At 69.8% G+C, this 15,209-nt stretch carries 13 protein-coding genes; 8 read left to right on the top strand and 5 right to left on the bottom strand.

Annotated elements, in window-relative coordinates:
• The first annotated feature begins 189 nt into the window (after nt 1-189).
• Both ML539_RS00185 and ML539_RS00180 read left to right on the top strand, forming a co-directional pair.
• Nucleotides 190-2,238 carry a hypothetical protein gene (locus tag ML539_RS00185; protein ID WP_243319493.1) on the top strand — a complete coding sequence of 683 codons (2,049 nt, stop codon included), beginning with the start codon at nt 190-192 and terminating at the stop codon, nt 2,236-2,238.
• A gap of 11 nt (nt 2,239-2,249) precedes the next feature.
• On the top strand, nt 2,250-2,759 hold the full coding sequence (locus ML539_RS00180) for a methylated-DNA--[protein]-cysteine S-methyltransferase (protein ID WP_243319491.1): 510 nt from the start codon (nt 2,250-2,252) through the stop codon (nt 2,757-2,759).
• On the opposite strand, the gene ML539_RS00175 is transcribed toward ML539_RS00180, so the two are convergent.
• The 3 genes from ML539_RS00175 to ML539_RS00165 form a co-directional block, all read right to left on the bottom strand.
• Nucleotides 2,716-3,405 (bottom strand): NAD(P)H-binding protein, encoded by a 690-nt coding sequence (locus tag ML539_RS00175; protein WP_243319489.1) that lies wholly within the window; start codon nt 3,403-3,405, stop codon nt 2,716-2,718. The two genes, ML539_RS00180 and ML539_RS00175, sit on opposite strands and share 44 nt — an antisense overlap.
• On the bottom strand, nt 3,402-4,457 hold the full coding sequence (locus tag ML539_RS00170) for an MBL fold metallo-hydrolase (protein ID WP_243319488.1): 1,056 nt from the start codon (nt 4,455-4,457) through the stop codon (nt 3,402-3,404). Before ML539_RS00170 ends, ML539_RS00175 begins: the two co-directional genes overlap by 4 nt.
• A gap of 109 nt (nt 4,458-4,566) precedes the next feature.
• Nucleotides 4,567-5,484, bottom strand: coding sequence for an oxidoreductase (locus tag ML539_RS00165; protein WP_243319485.1), 918 nt, complete (start codon nt 5,482-5,484; stop codon nt 4,567-4,569).
• A gap of 89 nt (nt 5,485-5,573) precedes the next feature.
• On the opposite strand from ML539_RS00165, the gene ML539_RS00160 reads away from it, so the two are divergent.
• Nucleotides 5,574-6,155, top strand: a complete 582-nt coding sequence (locus ML539_RS00160) for a TetR/AcrR family transcriptional regulator (protein WP_243319483.1) — start codon at nt 5,574-5,576, stop codon at nt 6,153-6,155.
• Between the two features lie 24 nt (nt 6,156-6,179).
• Nucleotides 6,180-7,067 (top strand): UDP-N-acetylmuramate dehydrogenase, encoded by an 888-nt coding sequence (gene murB, locus ML539_RS00155; RefSeq protein WP_243319481.1) that lies wholly within the window; start codon nt 6,180-6,182, stop codon nt 7,065-7,067.
• Between the two features lie 31 nt (nt 7,068-7,098).
• On the opposite strand, the gene ML539_RS00150 is transcribed toward murB, so the two are convergent.
• A complete protein-coding gene (locus tag ML539_RS00150) occupies nt 7,099-7,491 on the bottom strand; it encodes a YciI family protein (protein ID WP_243319479.1) in 393 nt (130 codons plus the stop codon).
• A gap of 225 nt (nt 7,492-7,716) precedes the next feature.
• On the bottom strand, nt 7,717-8,964 hold the full coding sequence (locus ML539_RS00145; protein WP_243319476.1) for an RNA polymerase sigma factor: 1,248 nt from the start codon (nt 8,962-8,964) through the stop codon (nt 7,717-7,719).
• An 82-nt stretch (nt 8,965-9,046) separates the two neighbouring features.
• Here ML539_RS00145 and ML539_RS00140 point away from each other — a divergent pair, with 82 nt between their 5' ends.
• From ML539_RS00140 to ML539_RS00125, 4 genes are all read left to right on the top strand, one after another.
• A complete protein-coding gene (locus ML539_RS00140) occupies nt 9,047-9,835 on the top strand; it encodes an FtsQ-type POTRA domain-containing protein (RefSeq protein ID WP_243319474.1) in 789 nt (262 codons plus the stop codon).
• Nucleotides 9,836-9,928: 93 nt separating this feature from the next.
• Nucleotides 9,929-11,143, top strand: coding sequence for a cell division protein FtsA (ftsA, locus tag ML539_RS00135; RefSeq protein WP_243319473.1), 1,215 nt, complete (start codon nt 9,929-9,931; stop codon nt 11,141-11,143).
• A 22-nt stretch (nt 11,144-11,165) separates the two neighbouring features.
• The gene (gene ftsZ / locus ML539_RS00130; RefSeq protein WP_243319471.1) at nt 11,166-12,431 is read left to right on the top strand and encodes a cell division protein FtsZ; all 1,266 of its coding nucleotides are present in this window, start codon (nt 11,166-11,168) and stop codon (nt 12,429-12,431) included.
• A 192-nt stretch (nt 12,432-12,623) separates the two neighbouring features.
• On the top strand, nt 12,624-15,209 hold the full coding sequence (locus ML539_RS00125; RefSeq protein WP_279341444.1) for a cation-translocating P-type ATPase: 2,586 nt from the start codon (nt 12,624-12,626) through the stop codon (nt 15,207-15,209).

Below are 15,209 nucleotides of genomic sequence, written 5' to 3'. Positions count from 1 at the left end.
ACTGACGAAGCAGGGCCTCTGGACTTGGTGCAGGCGCGCAACTGTGGCCCGCACGTGGAGAAAGGGACGACGCGGAAACATAGATGAATGGTGGATCCTTTTTGGTTGATCCGAATGCTGGCCCCAACCAGAATTGGGCTTTCCAAATCTATCTCTTCGTCATTGTGTCGATCTGCAACTGAGGTCTCCATGAAGCTCCTCGCCCGCCTCGCCACCTCACTCGTGATGGCTGTCCTGATGGCCTGTGGAGGCGGCGGCTCAACCAATACCCCACCTCCACCTCAACCTCTGACGCTCTACACCATCACCGTGGTAACCGAGGCGGGGGTACAGGCCAATCCGACCTCCTCCCAAGTGGAGGCAGGCAAGACGCTTGCCATCCACATCGCTGCGGATCAGGGCTACCAGATCGATTCGGTCACGGGATGCGGCGGGACCCTGAAGGACAACGTCTACACCACGGCGCCCATCCATGCCGATGGCGTGGTGACGGTTAAGGCCAAGCCCTGCCTCTATACAGTCACCGCCAACGTTGGCACGGGGGTCCATGCCAGTCCCACGGCTGCCACCGTCGAGTACGGCAAGACCGCGACGTTCACCCTGAGCCTCGACGCGGGATTCGTCATGGCGACCGCTTCCGGATGCAACGGCGCTCTGACCGGCCTGACCTACACGACGGGCCCTGTGACCTCGGACGGTGTCGTCCAGTTCAACGCGGCCATAGACATTCCCACACAGGCAGGGAAGATCGCCTATGTGGTTGCACCGGATGTTCTGGCGGATATGCCCACCCTGATTCAATCCTTCATGAACGCAGTGGCTGCCGATACCGGCTGCGAGAGTGTTCTGATCCAGTCTCCAGCGGAGCCTGCCGCCCTCCGGGCCCTCCTCAAGGAGCAGGGTGGCAGCCTCCGAATGGCCTTCCTGATTGGTGACATTCCGGCCCTCATCGAGCGGAACATCTCGCCCTACGGAACCTATCTGAATGTAAGTGATCACTATTACCGCGCTCTAGACTACCCCTACGACACACCTTCCCTGGATGCCGCTGGCAGGTTCGTGGTGGATGTGCAGACGTTCAGCTACCTCCTAGTCAACTCCTGTCCCACCATCGCCGTGGCGCGGATCAAGGGGCTGTCACCCACCAGCCAACTCGGGGACATCCGGCGGTACCTCGACCGGAACCTGCTGGTGCGAGGCGACCGGAACCGCTATTCCAGGGGAATGGCCTTCATCTCAGCCGCCACCGACAGCGGCGTGGATGGCACCAAGTTCCTGGAGGCCTACCAAAACCATACGCTGTACGGAAATGGTGAGGTGACTTTCCTGGGCAATACCTCGGCTGCAGCCCTGAAGCAAGGATTCCTCGATGCGCTGACCGCGGGCAAGGAACACTGCGAGGCCAACCTGCACGGGGCGCCTCTTTCGGTGCTATTCCAGGGACAAAGCGGAGATTCCCTTTCCATGGATGCACCGGAATTCGGGAGCGTGGCCACCCGGGCCAAGGTCGTCAGCCTGGCTAGTTGCTCGACGGGGGATTTCACCACCCCAGGCTACCTCGCGGGGCAGATTCTCTTCGGCGCTGACAGCAGTGTGCTCCTGGTCAGGGCCAACCCAGCGGTGACCCTCTACACCGATAGCGCCTTCGCCCGGGAGGCCAGCGGGCTCGACATGGCCCTGGGCGTCGGCCGCTCCTACATGCAGAGTTACACCACAACCTACTCCGGCTCTCCCGGTCATTTCCTGGGCGATCCCACCATCACCCTCAGGGTTGCAGACCTGGCGGCCCCCCGGCCCTGGCTGGTCCTGCAGGAGAAACGCCACCACCAGGAGTTCCGGGAGGCGCTTGTCTTCCAAACCGCTAGCCAGAATGGATCGGCGGTGGTGCAAGACCTGTTCTTCCAGAACACCGGTGAGGTGGACCTGGTCATCAACGGGAACGCCTTTTCTGCCGGCATCGACCTCGACGGAACCTTCCCCTGGGGCGTCAACAGCCTTGTGCCTACCTTCCATACGCCGTATATCTACGGCGACCCGTCCATCCAGACGAAGATGGACGGCACTTATACGTTCAGGCTCACACCCGGGGCTTCCAAGACCATTCGCGTGGAGTTCACGCCTGTGAAGGTGGCCGATGGCTCGATTCCAGTCGGCAACTACCACGGCGTGATGTTCTTCAGCTGTAACGATCCTGAGATCGGGTCCTTCCGCATAGACCTCACCGCTCGGACCCAATGACCCGGAAGGCCATGACCTTTCTCCTGCCCCGGGCGAATCTGGCCGGGCCTTCCTCCCTCACCTTCGCCACGGCCCTGGGCCGGATCCGCCTGGGCTGGACGGCGGAGGGGATCTGCCTCCTGCGCTTCACGGACAGGCTGGACCGCGAGGAGGCCCGGGAGGCGCCGGCCTGGGTGCTGGAGGCCGTGCGGCGCCTCATGGCCCACCTGGCAGGATGCCCGCAGGACCTGACCCACCTTCCCGTGGACCTGTCCGGCCTCACGCCCTTCCAGCGCTGCGTGGCCGAGGTGCTGCGGGCCACGGCCCCCGGCCAGACCCTCACCTACGGCGAGGTGGCCCTCCTGGCGGGCCGGCCCGGCGCGGCCCGGGCCGTGGGCCAGGCCGTGAAGGCGAACCCCATCCTGATCCTCGTGCCCTGCCACCGCGTGGTGGCCGCAATCGGCCCCGGCGGCTGGAGCGCCTTCGGATCGCCCGAGGTCAAGGCGCGCCTGCTGGCCCTGGAGGCGCCCCCAGGGCGATGAGGTCCGCGGCCTCCAGCACGGCCTTCGGCGCTCCGTCCCGTGCCGCGCGGAGCATGGCCCGACCCAGCGCCTCCGTGGTGAGGATGGAATTGGGAAAGAGCCGCCGCAGCAGAGGGAGGGCGGGATTCATCAGGGTGTAGGCGGCCTGGTACCAGCCCGTGCGCGAGCGGATGCCATGGAGGGGCTGGATGAGGCCGGGGCGGAAGAGATACACCGCCTTGAAGGGCAGATGCCGCAGGGCGTTCTCGGTCTCCCCCTTCACCCGCGCCCACATGGTGCGGCCCCGCTCGGTGCTGTCGGTCCCGGCACCGGACACGTAGACGAAGGTCAGGGCCGGGTTGAGGCGGGTCAGCGTCCCCGCCGCCGCCAGGGTCAGGTCGAAGGTCAGGCGCCGGTACTCGGCCTCCGGCAGGCCCGCCGACGACACGCCCAGGCAGAAGAAGCAGGCGTCCAGCCCCGCGAGGTCGGCTTCCACCGCCCGGTAGTCGAAGAAGTCCCCGTGGACGACTTCGCGCAGCTTGGGGTGCGCGGGAAGGGAAGCCCGCCGCACGAGGGCCACCACCTCCGTGACCCCGGGGTCCCGCAGGCACTCGCGCAGGACGCCCTGCCCCACCATGCCCGTGGCGCCGAAGATCAGGACCTTCATGGGAGGCCTCCTTCTGGAAGCATGGGTTGTCCATTCAGCCTGGCACGGACGGGCACCTCTGCCGCCGTCTTCCAGGGCAGCACGGGCCACCAGCGCTGGGTCGGCAAGGATCCGCCGGGCTCGAAGCCTTCGCCGGGCCGCGGCAGGGCCACGGCGATCCCCTGGGGGCCGGCTGCCGCCAGCACCCGCTCCACGGGCTCCGTCCAGCCGTGGGCCGCCAGGTTGAAGAGGCCCCAGTGGATGGGCAGGAGCACCCGTCCCCGCACCATCCCGAAGGTCTGCACGGCCTGCTCGGGACCCAGGTGCCAGTCGGGCCAGGCGGGGTTGTAGGCGCCGGCCTCGATCATCGCCAGGTCGAAGGGCCCCAGGCGCTCGCCGATGTCGGCCAGGCCCTGGAACAGGCCCGTGTCGCCGGAGAAGTAGACCCGGTGCCGGGGACCCCGGAAGGCGAAGCCGCCCCAGAGCGTCCGGTCCTTGTCCCGCAGGCCCCGGCCCGAGGCGTGCCGGGCCGGGGTGAGGACCACCTCCAGGCCGCCCACCTGCACCGATTCCCACCAGTCCAGCTCTGTGATGCGGGCCGCGGGCACGCCCCAGCGCACCAGGCGCGCCCCCACGCCCAGGGGCGTCACGAAGTGCGTGTCCCAGTCCTTCAGGCGGCGCAGGGTGCCCTCGTCCAGGTGGTCGTAGTGGTCGTGGGAAATGGCCACCACCTGCGGGACCGGCACCTCCTCCAGGGGGATGAGGGGCGCGTAGAAGCGCCGTGGCCCGGCCCAGCCGAAGGGCGAGGCCCGGAGTCCCCACACGGGGTCCGTGAGAATGCGGGTGCCGTCCACCTCCAGGTACACGGTGGAGTGGCCCAGCCAGGTGGCCCGCAGGCCCGAGGGCGCCTCTGCGACCAGGTCGGCCCCGGTGGGATGGACCACGGGGAGCGGGGCTTGTGGGTTGGCGTTCGGGTCCCGCCGAACCATGGCGGAGAGGGCCCCCCAGGTGTCGTTCCAGAGGGGCTGGGGGTTCCGGAAGCGCCCATCGCGCCACTGCGGGGATTGGTTCATGCGGGGACTCCTGAAGACATCGGGAGAGGAGCCGGCGGCCCAGAAGCCCCCCGCCACCGTCGCGGCGACGAGCAGGGCTCCGGCCTTCCGGAGGCGGCGGCTGAAACGGTCAGATCGGATAGACCACCCCCGTGCGGCGCTCGGAGAGGCGCCACATCCAGCGCTGAAGACCCTCGTCCCGCGAGCGGGCGTCTGACCGCACCGGCACGGGGGCTCCCTTCATCTCCTGGAAACCTGAGGGACCGTAGTACGCCCCGCCTTCTGCCTCGGGATCCGTGGCGGCCCGCAGCAGCGGCTGGGCACCACCAAAGGCATCCTGGCTCAGGAGGGCCTCCAGGCCCACGGTTCGCAGCCAGCGGATCCAGCCCGCGTGGCGCTGCAGCTCCGTCCTTGCCCAGCCGGGGTGCGCGGCCAGGGAACGCGTCGTCGCTCCGGCCGCCTCCAGGCGGCGCTGCAGCTCGAAGGCGAAGAGGAGGTTGGCCAGCTTGGACTGGCCATAGGCGGCCCAGGCCCGGTAGCCGCGCTCGAAGTCCAGATCGTCTGCGTAGATGCGGCCCATCCGGTGGGCATTGCTGCTCATGGTCACCACCCGGGAACCCGGCGTGGCCATCAGGCGCGTCAGCAGGAGGCCGGTCAGCGCGAAGGGACCGAAGTGGTTCGTGCCGAGCTGCAGCTCGAACCCGTCCTCGGTCCTGCCGTAGGGCGGAACCATCACACCGGCGTTGTTGAGCAGCAGGTCCAGGCGGTCGAAGCGGGCCAGGAGGTCCGCGGCGGTGCTCCGCACGGAGGTCAGGGACGCCAGGTTCAGGGCCTGGACTTCCACCCGTGCCCCGGGATGCAGCGCCTGGATGCGCTGCGCCACAGCCTTGGCCTTGGGCAGGTTACGGCAGGCCAGGACCACGGTGGCCCCGCAGGCCGCCAGCATGCGGGCCGCCTCGAAGCCGGTGCCGGAGGTGGCCCCGGTGACCACGGCCACCCGGCCGCGCTGATCGGGCACCTGGGCCCAGGTCCAAGATTCCAGGGTCATGTTGCGCTCCATGGACGAATTGACACTATGACGAATAATGTCAGATAGCCAGTGTTGACATTTGGACAAATTTTGTCAATACTCTTTTCATGGGAAACGAGAAGAAGGCCCGGGTCCTGGAGGCCGCCGAATCCGTGTTCCTCCGCTTCGGCTACCGGCGGACCACCATGGGTGACCTCGCCGCCGCCGCGGGCATGTCCCGACCGGCCCTCTACCTGGTCTTCTGCAACAAGGAGGAGGCCTTCGAGGCCGTCCTCCGGGCCTTCACCGCCCGCACGCTGGAGGAGGTCCGCCAGGGCCTGGAGGCCCGCCCCACCCCCCTGGAGAAGCTGCGCTTCGCCTTCGACCTATGGGCCGTGCGCCCTTTCGGGTTCTTCGAAGCCTCGCCCGAGCTGCGGGAACCCCTTCACGGGGGCCTCGCCTTCGCCAAGGGGGCCATCGACGAGGCCGTGGCGGCCTTCGAGGCCGAGCTGGTGGGCATCCTCGCCCCCTTGAGCGCGAGCGCCCCTGCGAAGGCCCTTCCCCCCGGCCAGATCGCCCGCGTCCTCACCCGCGCCGTCCACGGCTTCAAGGAATCCGCCAAGGACGCCGACGAACTCCGCGCCATGATCGACGGCCTGCTGGAGATGGTGCTGGCTTCCCTCCAGCCCGCGCCGGAAGCCGGGAGCTGAGCCGGTTCGTCCATACTGGAATCGATGACGCGCCCCCTCCCCGATGATCTGCTGAAGGTCCCGCACCGCCGCGAGGTGCCCTTCGCCCGGCTCACCACACTGGGCGTGGGTGGGCTCTGCCGCTGGCTCTTCGAGCCCACGACGGAGGTTGAGGCCCAGGCCTTCGTGCGGGCCTGCGCCCGGGAGGGACTGCCCTGGCGGGTGCTGGGGGGCGGGTCGAACCTCGTGGTGCTGGGCGACATCGACGTGCCCGTGCTGCGGCTCGCCCTGCCGAAGGTGGTCCAGGTCGACGGCAGGCGGCTCACGGCGCCGGCCAGCCATGGCCACATCGCCCTGGCGGAGGCCGCCGCGGCCGCAGGGCTGTCGGGCCTGGAGTTCGCGAGCGGCATCCCGGGCTCGCTGGGCGGGGCCATCCGCATGAACGCGGGCGCCTACGGCCGCGAGTGGGTGGACGTACTCACGCGCTACCGCTTCCTCACGCCCGAGGGCGAGCTGGTGGAGAAGGCACCGGAACCCGGCGAGTTCAAGTACCGCTGGAGCTTCCTCACCGGGGGCCGCGTGGTGCTCTCTGCCACAGCCCAGCTCGCGGTGGGCGATCCGGCCGCCATTCGCATCCAGGTGGCCGAGTACAGGGCCAGGCGCGGCACCAGCCAGCCCCTGTCGAAGCGCAACGCCGGCTGCATCTTCAAGAACCCGCCGGGCCAGAGCGCGGGGCGACTCATCGACCAGGCGGGCCTCAAGGGCCTGCGGGTGGGCGACGCCGAGGTGAGCCCCGAGCACGCCAACTTCCTCGTGAACCACGGCCGCGCCACCGCCGCCGAGTTCGCGGAGCTGATGGACCGGGTGCGGGCCGTGGTGCTGGAGCGCTGGGGCGTGGCCCTGGAGCCGGAAGTGGAGATCTGGCGGGGCTGAGCCTGGGGACCCCCGCCTGAGCCTGGCCGGTCTACTTGGACACGGACCGCCGGCGCTCGCTGTCGCGGATCATCTGGTCGAGGTCCGCCGCCGGCCGGATCTCCCAGGGCCCCATCTTCAGACCCGGGTGGTTCGAGATCAGGTGGATGGCGTGGTTGAGGTCCCGGGCCTCCAGGATCAGGAGGCCGCCCAGCAGCTCCTTGGTCTCGGCATAGGGACCGTCTGTCACGGACACCTTGCCCTGCTCGAGGCGCACCATGACGGCGGTGTCCGGGCCCTGCAGCCCCTCCCCGCCGGCCCAGTGGCCGTCCTTCTTCAAGCCTTCGTCGTAGGCGAAGCACGCGTCGATCATGGCGTTCTGCTTGTCCTGGGAGAGGGTCGCCCACTGCTGGACGTCGAGGTACCCGAAGCAGATGTATTTCATGGGTGGCTCCTTTTGGGGGGTCGTCCTGACCGCCTTCACCCCCTGGTCGTTCGGGGAGGGGCTGTTTCGACAGGGAACCGAAGATTTTTTTGGTGATCGGCCTGACTCAGCCAGAAAAGCAAGAAACCGCGAATGACGAGAAAGGGCGCCATTCGCGCGCCCGCAGGGCGATTCGCGTCATTCGCGGTTCGATCATTCCAGGCGGGGGTAACCCCACGGCTGGAACTATGTTTGAAGCTCCGCCACCCGTCGCTCGAGGAACCGCCGCTCGGGCCCCTGCTGGACCAGCCCGAGGGCCTGGCGGTAGGAGACGAGGGCCTCTTCCGTTCGTCCCAGGCGACGGCAGAGGTCCGCGCGGACCGCGTGCGCCAGGTGGTACTCCGCCATGTCGCGGCGGGCCAGGAGGGCGTCGGTGAGGTCCAGCCCGGCCTGGGGGCCGTCCCGCATGGCCACCGCCACCGCCCGGTTGAGCTCCACCACGGGCGAAGGCGCCACCCGGGCCAGGAGGGTGTACAGCCCGAGGATCCGGCCCCAGTCCGTGGCCGGGGCCTCGGCCGCCTCCGCGTGGACGGCGGCGATGGCGGCCTGGAGCGTGTAGGCCCCCACCCGGCGAGAGGCCAGCGCCTGGTCCACCAGGGCCTTCCCCTCGGCCATCAGGGCCCGGTCCCACCGGGAGCGGTCCTGATCCTCCAGCAGCACCAGGTCCCCCTCCGGCGAGACCCGCGCGGCCCTCCGGGACTCCTGCAGCAGCATGAGGGCGAGGAGGCCCTTCACCTCAGGGTCCGGCAGCAGCTCGAGGAGCAGCCGTCCCAGGCGGATCGCCTCGCCCGAGAGGTCCGGACGCGTCAGCGCTTCCCCGGAGGAGGCGGAGTAGCCTTCGTTGAACACCAGGTAGACGACCTTCAGCACGGCCTCCAGCCGGCCCGGCAGGTCGGCCCGGGCGGGGATCTCGAAGGGAATGCCCGCGTCGCGGAGCTTCGCCTTGGCCCGGACGATCCGCTGGGCCAGCGTCGACGGGGCGGTGAGGAAGGCCCGGGCGATGGCCTCCGTCGTCAGGCCGCACACCTCCCGGAGCGTCAGCGCCGTGCAGGCCTCCAGGGGCAAAGCCGGATGGCAGCAGGTGAAGATGAGCCGGAGGCGGTCGTCCTCGACGCCCTCCTCCTCGACCCATCCTGACGGCCCCTCGTCGGGCAGCTCCGCCAGAGTCTCGAGCGAGGTGCTGAACCGGGCGGATCGCCGCAGGCGGTCGATGGCCTTGAAGCGTCCCGTGGACACCAGCCAGGCGCGGGGATGGTCCGGCACCCCGTCCCTGGGCCAGGCCTCCAGGGCAGCCGCAAACGCATCGTGCATGCCGTCTTCCGCCAGGTCGAAGTCACCGAGCAGCCGGATCAGGGAGGCAAGGATCCGCCGCGATTCCGAACGGAAGAGGGAATCGAGGAAATCCGGAATGCCGCCGGGGGCGATGGAAGCCATGGGGCATCCTCCCAGACCCTCGAGGATATGGAAGGCTTCCAGGCCATCCAGGCCGCAGCCTCCAGGCGGTAGACTGACCCCCATGTCCATGCTCCCCCGCACCCGCCCCAAGCGCCCCTGGTTCCCCTGGGTGCGGGCGGGGATCACGCTGGTGGTGCTGGGGGGCGGGGCCTGGGCCCTGATGGAGCTGGGCACACGGTACCTCGGGCTCCAGAAGCTCACCATTGAGCAGGTGAACGTGAGCGGCTGCCGGGGCGAGCGCCAGGCGGAGATCCAGGCCCTGGCGGAGAAGCTGGCGCTGGGCAAGCCCCTCTTCTGGCTGGACGCGGAGGAGCTCCGGTCTCGGATCGAGGCCAAGCGCTGGGTGCGGAACCTCCAGATCCGCAAGGACCCGCCGGACCGCCTCAGTCTGGTGGTGGAGGAGCGGCGGCCCGTGCTCTGGCTGGTGCGGAGCAACGGCGTGTTCCTTGTATCCGACGACGGCATCCTCCTGGATCGTGTCAACCAGGCGAACCTAAGTCCCATTCCCGTCGTGGTGGATCCCGCCAGCCAGACGGACCAGGGTCTGGCCCGACTCGTGAGCGCCGCACGGGTTTTGAGGGAAAAGCAGGCCGGGTTTTACGACCGGGTGACCGAGTTCCGCTGGAGCCCCAAGGGGCCCGTGGCCTACATCGAGGGCCTTCCGGCCCCGATCTACCTGTCCCGCCAGGATGTGACGAAAAACGTGCCCAATTTCCAGGGTTTGTTCGTCGACCGCCTGTCCCAGCGGCCGGATCTGGCCCGGCTCCGGTACATCGACCTGCGCTGGGACGAGGAGGTCGCCGTGGGGGAACCCGAGGATGCCCCGGCCGGCGTCAAGACACCACGCTGACCCGCAGGGGAAGAAAGCGGCGTTTTTTCCGTGTGCAAAGGCTCGAACCCGGCACGGAAGTGGTGTAAACCTAGAGCAAGGAAAAGGATCTTCATGCCTCAACGTGCCGTTCTCCTAGGCCTCGACCTCGGTGCAAGCAAAGTGGTGGCGGTGGTGGCCGTCCAGGAGGAAGACGGGACGCTGAACGTGACAGGCACCGGGCAGGCCTCCCCCCAGGGCGGCTTCACGCAGGGCCAGATCACGGACATGGACCTCTGCACCCGCGCCGTCGTGCGCGCCGTGGAGGAGGCCATGAACACGGCCGGCCAGACCAAGGTGGACGGCATCCGCGTGGCCGTGGACGGCATCCAGTTCAAGGGCGAGAACCTCCGCGACTCCATCACCATCAGCAGCAGCGACAAGATCATCACCGCCTCGGACCGCGACCGCGTGCTGGAACAGGCCACCAACGGCTGCAAGCTGGCCAAGGAGGAGCTGGTCCTCCACCGCATCCCCCAGATGTTCCACATCAAGGGCCAGCGGGACATCCGCAACCCCGTGGGCATGTTCGGCGAATCGCTAGAGGCCGAGGTCCGCATCATCGTGGCCCCCAGCCCCGTCATCATGAACATCCAGCTGGCCCTGAAGAACGCCGGCCTGCACGGCGCGGAGCTGATGTACTCGCCCCTGGCCAGCGCCGAGGCCGTGCTGAGCCGCGAGGACCGCGAGAACGGCGCCGTGGTGGTGGACATCGGCGAGCACCTGACCCACCTGGGCATCTTCCTGCACGGCACCCTGTTCCACTCGGCCGTGATCCCCATCGGCGGCATGCACTTCACCCGCGACCTGGAGATCACCAAGCACCTGGGCGGCATCGCGGCTTCCGAGCGCATCAAAATTCGCTTCGGCACCGTGCTGCACAACCACGTGCCGGCGGAGGAGTCCATCGAGCTCGAAGAGGAGGGCCGCCTGGTCTCCCGCCGCGAGATCGCGGAGGTGCTCCAGGCCCGGGCGGCGGAGCTGCTCAACCTGGTGCTGGCCGAGATGGGCCGCACGGGCCTCATGCACGAAATCCACGGGGGCGTGCACCTGGTGGGCGGCGGCGCCCTCCTCACCCACCTCGCCATCCTCGCCCAGACCATCCTCGGGCGGCCGCGCGTCGTCCTGGGCCGCATCATCGGCGTCTCCGGCCTGCCCCAGGCCACCGGCAACCCCTACTTCGTGAACGCCCTGGGCGCGGTGAAGTCCCTCGCCCGGGACATGAGCGAGACCCGCGGCAAGCAGGACCGGGGAGACGGTTTCCTCGGCCGCTTCAAGAAGCTGTTCTAGCACCACCCCTCCGGGAGCCCCGATGTCCGAGATCCCCTTCCTCCCCTGCCCCCACAGCCTTCCCGGCGCCAACATCAAGGTGCTGGGCGTGGGCGGCGCGGGCTGCAACGCCATCAACCGCATGATCGAGAGCGGCGTCACCGGCGTGCAGTTCATCGCCATGAACACGGACCAGCAGAGCCTCTCCCTGAGCAAGGCCCACCTGAAGCTGCCCCTGGGCCCCCAGAGCAGCCGGGGCCTGGGCGCAGGCGGGAGCGCCGAGCGCGGCGCCGTGGCCGCCGAGGAGAGCCGCGAGGAGGTGCTGGCGGCCCTCCAGGGCGCCGACATGGTCTTCATCACCGGCGGCATGGGCGGCGGCACGGGCACGGGCGCGGCACCAGTGCTGGCCAGCTTCGCCCGGGAGCTGGGCGCCCTCACCGTGGCCGTGGTGCTCACGCCCTTCGCCTGGGAGGGCCGCAAGAAGGGCGACCTGGCCCTCCAGGGCCTGTCGAACCTGCGGGAGACCGCCGACACCGTCATCGTCGTGAGCAATGAGCGCCTGAAGGCCGTCTGCGATGCCCGCGTGACCATGAAGGAGGCCTTCCGCGTGGCCGACGGCGTGCTCATCCAGGGCGTGCGCGGCATCGCGGACCTCATTCTCAAGCCCGGCATCATCAACGGCGACTTCGCGGACGTGGAGGCCGTGCTGCGGGATGGCGGCGAGGCCCTCATCGGCACCGGCGCGGGCCGCGGCGAAGAGGCCGTCATGGACGCCCTCAAGAAGGCCCTGGCCTGCCCCCTGCTGGAGCGCGCCCAAACGGGCGCCGCTGCCAACGTCATGGTGTCCATCACCGCCGACTGGGAGGTCATGGAGGCCTCGGCCATCGAGACGGCCATGAACTACCTGCAGGAGCACTACAACGGCCGTCCCGACATCAAGGCCTGCACCGTGGAGGGCGAGGGCATGGAGGACCGCGTGCTGGTCACCGTCCTGGCCAGCGGCTTCGACGGCGAGGACAAGCTCCTGCAGGATCGCCGCCACAGCCTGAACCTGGCCGGAGCCGCGGAGGCCGCCGCGCCGACGCTGGTCGCCGCCGGGATCCAGCCTGTGGACGGCCAGGCCGTCCTGCCCGTGAACGGCCCCAGCGGCCGGGTCTACGGCGAGGTGCCCGCCAGCGAGCAGGGGCCCACCCCCACCCGCCTCCTGCCCCAGGCTCCCACGCCCAGCGGCGAGCTGCCCGGCGGCAACGACGACCTCCACGTGCCCGCCATCATCCGGCTGGGCCAAGGGCGCCTGCCCATCGAGTGACAGCGGGGCAGCCCATTGAATGACAGTGCGACTGCCCATTGAATGACGGCGCGGCCGCCCATCGAATGGCCGTACGGGCCGCCGAGGCTGTCGGGAAGCGATTTTCCCTCGTCGTCCACGCCGGAGCGGGACTAAGGTGATGGGGATCGGCCCGTGCTCAAGGCATGGGCCCAGCGGATCCGCGGGGATCCCATGACCGCCGAAGCTCGCATCCATCGACCGTCCGGCCTCGACCTGGAGGGCTTTGCCGGCCTCTCCGAAGCCGAGGCGCAGCTTCGCCTGGCGCGCGAAGGCCCCAACGAGCTGCCCTCCCGGGACCGGCGCGGCTTTCTGGCCATCGCCTGGGAGGTAGCCCGGGAGCCCATGTTCATCATGCTCGTCGCGGCGGGTGCGCTGTACCTGCTGATGGGCGAGCGCGGGGACGCCGCGATGCTGCTCGGCTTCGTCTTCGTGGTCATGGGCATCACCATCGTCCAGGAGCGGCGCACGGAACACGCGCTGGAGGCCCTGCGGGACCTCTCCAGCCCCCGGGCCCTGGTGATCCGGGACGGCCGGCAGCGCCGCATTCCGGGCCGCGAGGTGGCGCCCGGGGACATCCTGGTCCTGGCCGAGGGGGACCGGGTGCCCGCGGACGGCCTCCTGCGCGCCGGCGTCCACCTGTCCGTGGACGAGTCCCTGCTCACCGGCGAATCCGTGCCCGTGCGCAAGGCCGTCTCCGCCGAAGCCCGCGCCATGGCGCCCCCGGGCGGAGACGACCTGCCCTCCGTGTTCTCAGGCACGCTGGTGACTGCGGGCCAGGGCGTGGCCGAGGTCCTGGCCACCGGCCCCCGGACGGAGCTCGGCCGGATCGGCCGGGCCCTGCAGCAGGTGGGGACGGAAGCCACCTTCCTCCAGCGGGAGACGGGCCGGCTGGTGCGCACCTTCGCCCTGCTCAGCCTGGGCGCCTGCGTGACGGTGGTGGTCCTCTACGCGCTGACCCGGGGCGGCGATTTCGAGGTGTGGAAGGAGGGCCTGCTGGCCGGCATCGCCCTCGCCATGGCCACCCTCCCCGAGGAATTCCCCGTGGTGCTCACGGTCTTTCTGGCCCTGGGCGCCTGGCGCATCTCCCGCCACCGGGTCCTCACCCGGCGCATGCCCGCCATCGAGACCCTCGGCGCGGCCACCGTCCTGTGCGTGGACAAGACCGGGACCCTGACCCTCAACCAGATGACCCTCCGGCGGCTGGACGTGGCGGGGCACGCCCAGGATCTGTCGACGACCGGGCCGGAGCTTCCCGAGCCGGTCCACGAGCTGATGGAGTACGCCATCCTGGCCAGCCGGAAGGATCCCTTCGACCCCATGGAGCGGGCCCTCCACGCCGCCGGCAAGAGCTGGCTGATGGAGACCGAGCACCTGCACCCGGACTGGTCCCTGGCCAGGGAGTACCCGCTGACGCCGGGCCTGCTGGCCGTCACCCACGCCTGGAGCTGTGGCGATGACCAGGTCGCGGTCGCCACCAAGGGCGCCCCTGAGGCCGTCATGGACCTCTGCCACCTGCCCGTGGACCGCCAGGCCCGGGTGGAGGCGCGGGTGGCGGAGCTGGCCTCCCACGGCCTGCGCGTCCTGGGCGTCGCCCGGGGCCGCTACGGCGCCGCCGACCTGCCGGAGGGCCACCACGACCTGGACCTCGACTTCGTGGGCCTGCTGGGGCTGGAGGACCCCGTGCGATCCAGTGTCCCCGCCGCCGTGGCGGAGTGCCGCACCGCGGGCATCCGGGTGGTGATGATCACCGGCGACTACCCCGCCACCGCGGTCAGCATCGCCCGGCAGGCGGGCCTGCCCCACCCCGAGCGGGTCCTCACCGGGCCCGAGCTGAACCGGATGAGCGACGCGGATCTCGCGGCGCGGATCCGGGAGGTGAACGTCTTCGCCCGGGTGGTGCCCGAGCAGAAGCTGCGCCTTGTCGCCGCCCTCAAGGCAAACCGCGAGGTGGTGGCCATGACGGGCGACGGCGTGAACGACGCCCCCGCCCTCAAGGCCGCCCACATCGGCGTGGCCATGGGGGGAAGGGGCACGGACGTGGCCCGGGAGGCCGCCGACCTGGTGCTGCTGGACGACGACTTCTCCTCCATCGTGGCCGCCGTCCGGATGGGCCGGCGCATCTTCGACAACATCCGCAAGGCCGTGGCCTTCATCCTGGCCGTGCACATCCCCATCGCCGGGCTGTCCCTGCTGCCGGTCTTCCTTGGCTGGCCGCTGCTGCTGCTGCCGGTCCACATCGTCTTCCTGGAGCTGGTGATCGATCCCTCCTGCACCCTGATCTTCGAGGCCGAGGCGGCGGAGCCCGACGTCATGCGCCGCCCGCCCAGAGACCCCCAGGAGCGCCTGTTCAGCCTGAGGGCCACCGGGCTGGCCGTGCTCCAGGGGATCACCGCCCTGGCTGCCTGCGTGGCGGTCTACCTCCTGGCCCGGCCCACCCATGGCCACGACGCGGCGCGCGCCCTCACCTTCGCGGGCCTCGTGGCCTCGTTCCTGGCCATCATCCTGGCCAACCGGTCCTGGTCGCGGAGCATCCTCGGAAGCCTGAGAAGCCCCAACCCCGCCCTCTGGTGGGTGCTGGGCGGCACCACCGCCTGCCTGACCCTGGTGCTCGCCTGGCCCGTGGCCCAGCGCCTCTTCCACTTCGCCCCGCTGCACGGCCTGGATGTCCCGCTGGCCCTGGGGGTGGGCTTCGCCAGCATCCTCTGGTTCGAGGCCTTCAAGCTCCTGCGCCGCCGGGCCGCCCCGGCCGGAGGCTGA

Origin of the sequence: Geothrix sp. SG200 (assembly GCF_022808935.1) — a bacterium.
GTDB classification, from domain to species: domain Bacteria; phylum Acidobacteriota; class Holophagae; order Holophagales; family Holophagaceae; genus Geothrix; species Geothrix alkalitolerans.
This window is presented reverse-complemented; position numbering and strand designations above follow the sequence as displayed.